General features: G+C 38.5%; 9 protein-coding genes. All 9 read right to left on the bottom strand.

Features of this window, described 5'->3' with window-relative positions; translation table 11 throughout:
- A partial coding sequence (locus tag FZ945_RS08630; RefSeq protein WP_148804125.1) for a cell surface protein occupies positions 1–670 on the bottom strand: 670 nt, incomplete at its 3' end.
- Positions 671–807: 137 nt separating this feature from the next.
- On the bottom strand, positions 808–1,344 hold the full coding sequence (locus tag FZ945_RS08625; RefSeq protein WP_148803914.1) for a tetratricopeptide repeat protein: 537 nt from the start codon (positions 1,342–1,344) through the stop codon (positions 808–810).
- 176 nt (positions 1,345–1,520) lie between these two features.
- Positions 1,521–1,685 (bottom strand): hypothetical protein, encoded by a 165-nt coding sequence (locus FZ945_RS08620; protein WP_181001588.1) that lies wholly within the window; start codon positions 1,683–1,685, stop codon positions 1,521–1,523.
- Between the two features lie 137 nt (positions 1,686–1,822).
- Positions 1,823–2,581, bottom strand: coding sequence for a tRNA 2-thiocytidine biosynthesis TtcA family protein (locus FZ945_RS08615; protein ID WP_148803913.1), 759 nt, complete (start codon positions 2,579–2,581; stop codon positions 1,823–1,825).
- The gene (locus FZ945_RS08610) at positions 2,578–3,261 is read right to left on the bottom strand and encodes a 5'-methylthioadenosine/adenosylhomocysteine nucleosidase (RefSeq protein WP_148803911.1); all 684 of its coding nucleotides are present in this window, start codon (positions 3,259–3,261) and stop codon (positions 2,578–2,580) included. The genes FZ945_RS08615 and FZ945_RS08610 overlap by 4 nt, the downstream gene beginning before the upstream one ends.
- Positions 3,258–4,187: an ACP S-malonyltransferase gene (gene fabD, locus FZ945_RS08605; RefSeq protein ID WP_148803908.1), complete on the bottom strand. Its 930-nt coding sequence runs from the start codon at positions 4,185–4,187 to the stop codon at positions 3,258–3,260. Before fabD ends, FZ945_RS08610 begins: the two co-directional genes overlap by 4 nt.
- A gap of 9 nt (positions 4,188–4,196) precedes the next feature.
- Positions 4,197–4,781, bottom strand: coding sequence for an FKBP-type peptidyl-prolyl cis-trans isomerase (locus FZ945_RS08600; protein ID WP_223154902.1), 585 nt, complete (start codon positions 4,779–4,781; stop codon positions 4,197–4,199).
- 55 nt (positions 4,782–4,836) lie between these two features.
- On the bottom strand, positions 4,837–5,679 hold the full coding sequence (locus FZ945_RS08595) for a tetratricopeptide repeat protein (protein ID WP_148803906.1): 843 nt from the start codon (positions 5,677–5,679) through the stop codon (positions 4,837–4,839).
- A 13-nt stretch (positions 5,680–5,692) separates the two neighbouring features.
- Positions 5,693–6,199: an OmpA family protein gene (locus FZ945_RS08590; RefSeq protein WP_002939415.1), complete on the bottom strand. Its 507-nt coding sequence runs from the start codon at positions 6,197–6,199 to the stop codon at positions 5,693–5,695.
- Positions 6,200–6,202: the final 3 nt, after the last annotated feature.

The following is a 6,202-nucleotide window of genomic DNA, read 5'->3' as shown; positions in this document are numbered from 1 at the left end:
TTATATCATAGGTCTCATACTTCTTCTTAACCTGCATAGGTTTAAATTTCTTCTCAGCCTGCTCTTTAGCAAAATTTGCATTGTATTCTTGCTCTTCTTTAATTATCTGCTTTCTTTGTTCTTCAACATCCTTTGTAGCTTTCTCTCTTGCTTTGGCAAATAATATTTTAAATTCATCTATGCTTAGGTCGGTTCTATCTAAAAGACTAAGCGACTCCTTGTTATTATTTGGATAAAGGGAGGACATGCTATCCATAAAGGCTCTTAGGTCAGCCTCCTCTTCTTTTGTGCCAAGACCTATCATCTTACCTTCTATTGTTGGCTTGCCATCAACAGAGTTTTCCTTTAATATATCAGAATACATTATAAGGACTTGATCTTTTGCTTCTTCTAAAGTTTTTGGCTGTTTCATCGACATGGCGTTGCGATCTTGTTCGGTATTGTAACGCTTAGAAAGCATATTATCTATTTTGCTTATCATTTTTGCAACCCAATTATCTTCATTTTCGTCTATGTCAATAATCTCTTTTATGCTCTTTCCAACTGGACTATACCATAAAGCTTCTATTTTGGCCTTTTCATCATCTTTGGTATCTTTAGAGATATTTTCTTTTTGGATAGTGGTTTCTTGTATCGATGTGTTGCTAAGTCCATTTATGCTAGTTATCATTTTCAATTCCTTTGAAAGTAATGGCCTACAATAAAATTTGTAGACCACTTAAATTTTTACCAACCGCCTAGGTCAGATTTCATTCTTCTTTTAAAAGCATCTCGTAATTGTCTAACAATAGAAAAGAACATCTCATATTAATTAATTTTTAATAGCCTTTTTCGCATAGCTTTCTGTATTTCGTTTAGCTTTCTGTATTTATCACATCCTGACTGAAGTCCTAAATCACAAGCCTTGCCATAGTATTGTTTTGCAGTGGAAAAACTTTGACCGTCTTTGTCGTATAAAACCCCTAAGTTAAAGCAACCCTTAGCCTCTCCACCATCACAAGCTTTTTGATAAAGCTGGGCTGCTTTTTGGTAATCTTGATTTACACCTTGACCGTCTTCGTATAAAACCCCTAAGTTAGAGCAACCCTTAGCCTCTCCACTATCACAAGCTTTTTGATAAAGCTGGGCTGCTTTTTGGTAATCTTGCTTTACACCTTGACCGGTTTTGTATAAAACCCCTAAATTATTACAACCCTCAGCCCCTCCACTATCACAAGCTTTTTGATAAAGCTCAGCAGCTTTTTGGTAGTCACCTTTATTGTAAGCTTCGTTTCCCAATTCAGTAAGATCTTTGGAAAATCCAATAGAGAATAAAACTACAAGTAAAACTAAAATTCTTTTCATTTTTTTACCTCCTTAATGTAAACTATATAGACGATATTTTGTCTTTCTTAAACTTAAATTATTATTAATTATCTATTTATTTTTATGATAAAATATCATATATAAACTTACTTATCATTTCCTATACTTTTTCTAGAAAACAAACTCTGGTTTTAGTTCATATTTATTGGGTTTATTTAGGAGAAGTGTGTCAAATTTTGTGCAATGTCTTTTGTTTTTTCATTATTTGCAAGAGCGTTTTGAAATTTGACACTTTCAGACTGTTCTTTTTGAAGTTTCCTTGCTTTTGCCTCAGTAGCTACTGAGCTATACTTTTGCGTGCTAACACTAAAAATGCTCATTTACGATCCTTGCTTATCAAATTTATATTTAGTAAGCAAGGAGTGTTCCTACTTCAAAATGAGTTTTTACTTTTTGGATGTGTTGTAATAAATTTGGTTGTAAATTTAGCTTTAAGGGCAGAAACGAAGAGTTAAATTTACTCTTCGCTGCCTTCGTTGATACCAAAAAATGTATCTGTGTGGATATTTTCAAATGCTGCTTTAAGCGATGTAAAGAGCTTTGGATTTTCTTTTTCTAAATTTGCCAAAAGCTGCTTGGTCTCATATCTAGCGTGTGGCATCTTCACGTCAAATCTCATCGCAGGACACGCCTCATCGCCAACAACTCTTAGCTCATTTTTGATCGCATTTTCGCGAAGTTGTCTTTCGCGAACAAAGATAAATGGCCTGATCACGACGATGCCATTTTTGGCTCTGTATTTTGGAGCAAGCGTCCTTAGCGCGCCATTATAGGTGAAATTCATAAAAAAGCTCTCGGCTGCGTCGTCCAAGTGATGAGCGATCGCAAGCTTATTAAAGCCGTACTTTAGCGCATAGGTGTAGAGATAGCCTCTTCTCATTCGCGAGAAAAAGCTACAAAAGCTAGAATTTTTACGGATCTTCTCCTTTGATATCTCAAATATCGAGCTATCGATCACCTCGTGCTCTATGCCGTGCTCGTTGCAGTGCTTGGTAAGATACGCGTAGTCCTCACCCATGCCGTAGCTTAGCGTCACCGCCTTAAACTCAAATTTCTCAGGCGTGACGTTTTGGATGTGCTTTAGCACGTGAGCGAGCGCGAGGCTATCTTTGCCGCCACTAAGGCCAAGCAATATCTTATCTCCACCCTCTATCATCTTATACCTAGCGTTTGTCTGACCAACCTGCCTTAGTAGCCTTTTGCTAAGCTCTATCATAAGCTCTCCACCATTTCTAGGATAAATTTAGCGCTGACGTTTGCTGAGTCTTGCAAGAATTTATCAAAGTCAAACTCAGCCTCATTGCCAGCTCCGTCGCTGATGGCTCTAAGGATGAAAAATGGCACGCCAAGCGTCTCGCAAACTAGCGCAACACTCGCACCCTCCATCTCGGTAGCACTAGCGTTAAATATCTTTTTGATCCACTCTTTTTTCTCGTTGTCACAGATGAACTGATCGCCAGTTGCGATGATGCCTGAATTTAGCCTCATGCCCTTTTTACTAGCAACATTTTTAGCTAGCTCATTTAGACCCTCATCACTCTTGACAAAGATACTTGTCCCTGGCACAAAGCCGTATGGATGACCAAAAGCTGTGATGTCAAGGTCGTGCTGCACAAGGCTGGTGGCATATAACATATCGCCTATTTTCAAATTCTCATCAAGTGAGCCAGCAACACCTGTAAAAAGCAGCTTTGAAGCCTTAAATTTCTCTATCATCAAGGTCGCAGTGATCGCCGCATTTACCTTGCCGATCTTCGAGTAGGCGACGACTAGGTCCTTGCCTTTGTAGTTTGCCTCGTAAAATTTGTTGTTTGCGTACTCTGTGGTTTTATACTCTCCCACCATCTCAAGGATAGGTGTGATCTCCTCTTGCATCGCTCCAAGTATCGCTATCATCTCTCCTCCAAAATCTTCACAACCTCTTCAAGGCTCGCCATGTCAGTGACGCTATATGTCGGCCTCTCGGTGATCTTTTTATTTATGCCTTTTAGTGTCGCCGCACCAAGCTCGATAAAGCAATCAACCTCGTTTTCGTAGTTTTTAATGCTTTGTTTATAACGAACTGGATGCGTTAGCTGCTCTTTTAAAAGAACTAATGCCTCTTTTTTATCAGTGTAAATTTTTGCATTTACATTTGAAACGACTGGGGCAAAATTTGCAGCCAAAACACCTTCAAGCTCGTTTGCCAGCCTAACGCTAGCTGGCTCTAGTATCGGGCAGTGGCTAGCTACTGACATATTTAAAAGCATCACTCTTTTAGCGCCTGCTTCTTTAAATTTTGCCTCGTATTTAGCAAGGTCAGACCTCACACCAGCTACAACTATCTGGCCGTCGCAGTTGTAGTTTGCAGCGTAAATTTTTAAACCCCCATTCTGTGCATTTTTGCAAATTTCCTCAACGACCTCGTCGCTAAGACCTAGCACTACCATCATGCCAGCGTCTTTACCAACGCACGCTTCTTGCATAAATTTACCACGCAAATTTACAAGTCTAATGGCATCTACAAAGCTAAATGCACCACTAACAGCAAGAGCTGTAAATTCTCCGAGCGAGTGGCCTAGGCTAAATTCTGGCTTGGCTTTTATGAAATTTGAAAATGCCAGGTAGCTCATAAGCGAGTTTAAAACGATAGCAGGTTGGGTAAATTCTGTCTTGTCTAGTTTGTCATTTTGTGTAAATAAAAGCTCTTCAAAATCAATGCCTGTGTCGTTGCAAACGTCATTTAAAAGAAGTTTTGCCGAAGAGAAATTTTCATAAAAGTCTTTCCCCATGCCAACACTTTGCGAGCCTTGACCCGCAAAAATAAAAGCAAATTTTTTCATTTTGGCTTCTTAGTGGTGATGATGTCCGTGACCGCCACAACCGCAACCGCCTTCACCATGTCCGTGACCGCCGCAGCACTCATGCTCGTGATCATGATCATGTCCGCCACAACCGCAAGTGTGTGCACCTGCTACCATGCCAGTTGCTTTTTCATCTTCAGTAGCGTCTCTAACTTCTAAAATTTCAACATTAAATAGCAAGTCTTTGCCAGCGTATGGGTGGTTAAAATCAACTGTCACTTCGTCATCTTTGATCTCTTTAACGATGACACGAACGCTTGATCCATCTTCATTTTGACCAAAAAGCTCCATGCCTTCATGTAGGTCTATACCGGCAAATTGCTCTTTTGGAAGTGATTGGATGGCGTCTTTATTGTATTCGCCACAACCCTCAGCTGCTTTGATATTTATAGTAGCTTTGTCGCCTGATTTTAGTTTGCTAACTTCTTCTTCAAGCTTTTCTATAATGTGGCCATGTCCTGTAATAAAAGAAATTTGACCACCTTCTTGCATATTTGACTCTAAAATTTCGCCAGTATTAGCGTCTTTTAGCTCATAAAACATAGTTATAACTTGATCTTTACTCACAATAATCTCCTTGGAATTTAGTTTTGATTAATGTGAGATTATATCTAAAAAAGAGTAAATTTTAGTTTCTGTTAGGAGCGGCTTTGGCTTCTTTGCTATCTGGATAGCCTACTTTTAAAGCCTTATAAAACCTATTTGCACTTTGAGTATCACCGATCTTATCAAAGCTTATAGCTGTGTGATACAAAAGTTTTGGAGTATAGTCAGCCTTATCTTCACTTTGTATACTTTTTTTATAGTATTGTATGGCTGTGCTGTATGATTTTTGACTATAAGCAACTTCGCCTAAATAATAATTTGAAGCACCAGTTTTATAGCCTTTTTTATTTAAGTATTCAAAATATTCAGCTGCTTCTGTGCTATTACCAGAATTTAATAGCTTAATGCCATCAGCTAAAATGTCCTTGTCGCTTTTGCCACTGAAATTTGAAGTTGGCTTATTTTGTTGTTTTGGATTTGCATTTTGCTTTGGTTGAGCAGCGTTTTTATCCATTATCGCGCCTAACTTATTTAAGGCAGCAGTAATGTTTTTATAGTTTTTATCTTGTATGTCTCTGGTCTCATCAACATAAGCTTTTAGTGATGTCAAGCTTACACCAGAATCGCTTATACCACCATTGACTTTGGTTTCAATATCGTTCATTCTTTGCTCAAGCTTGTTCATCCTAGCACTCATGCTCTCAATTAAGCTTTGCAAACCTTGAAGTTGTTCTGAAACATTATCCATGTTTTCTTCGATATTTTGAACACTTCTTTTGTTGCTTAGAGTTGCCTTTTCATCATCTGTTAGTCCATATGGATTTGCGCTATCCATATTGCCTGCGTCAAATGCTGAAACTTCTTGAGCTGAACATATAGAGAAAGCGGCTCCAAGAAGAGCCGCAATGATTATTTTTTTATTCATTATTACTTACAGATTAAGGAAGTACTTTAAAATCTGCACGTCTGTTTTGAGCGTCGCAAGCTTTTGTTTTGTCTGTACAAACTGGGTTGCTTTCGCCAAAGCTTACTACAGCGATTCTATCAGCGCTAACGCCATTTCTTACAAGAGCATCTTTAGCACTTTTAGCACGTTTTAGACCAAGAGCATAGTTATACTCATCTGTACCCCACTCATCGCAGTTACCTTCTACTTTTATAGAAAGAGCTTGAGCGTCAGCTTGGTTAAATACTGATGCATTTGAGCTAACAACACCTTGTTGATCAGCTTTGATGTTAAATTTATCAAAGTCAAAGTATACACTTTTAACTTGGCTCTCGATGTTAGCGATAAGAGCCGCTAATCTATCAGCATCACTCATGCTACCTGAGTTATCTGCAGATTGATTTGAATTTGCATTCATATCAACTTCAGGGTTTTTAGAGCTACAACCGCTCAACAATAAAGTTGCAACTGCAACACTTGCTAGAACTACTTTTTTCATTCC

The organism is Campylobacter concisus (assembly GCF_902460535.1).
GTDB lineage: Bacteria > Campylobacterota > Campylobacteria > Campylobacterales > Campylobacteraceae > Campylobacter_A > Campylobacter_A concisus_AS.
This window is presented reverse-complemented; position numbering and strand designations above follow the sequence as displayed.

What these genes read in the sequence shown, in the direction of transcription:
- FZ945_RS08625 (WP_148803914.1), bottom strand. Translation starts at nt 1,344, where the DNA reads ATGAAAAGAATTTTAGTTTTACTTGTAGTTTTATTCTCTATTGGATTT.
- FZ945_RS08620 (WP_181001588.1), bottom strand. Translation starts at nt 1,685, where the DNA reads ATGAGCATTTTTAGTGTTAGCACGCAAAAGTATAGCTCAGTAGCTACT.
- FZ945_RS08615 (WP_148803913.1), bottom strand. Translation starts at nt 2,581, where the DNA reads ATGATAGAGCTTAGCAAAAGGCTACTAAGGCAGGTTGGTCAGACAAAC.
- FZ945_RS08610 (WP_148803911.1), bottom strand. Translation starts at nt 3,261, where the DNA reads ATGATAGCGATACTTGGAGCGATGCAAGAGGAGATCACACCTATCCTT.
- fabD (WP_148803908.1), bottom strand. Translation starts at nt 4,187, where the DNA reads ATGAAAAAATTTGCTTTTATTTTTGCGGGTCAAGGCTCGCAAAGTGTT.
- FZ945_RS08595 (WP_148803906.1), bottom strand. Translation starts at nt 5,679, where the DNA reads ATGAATAAAAAAATAATCATTGCGGCTCTTCTTGGAGCCGCTTTCTCT.
- FZ945_RS08590 (WP_002939415.1), bottom strand. Translation starts at nt 6,199, where the DNA reads ATGAAAAAAGTAGTTCTAGCAAGTGTTGCAGTTGCAACTTTATTGTTG.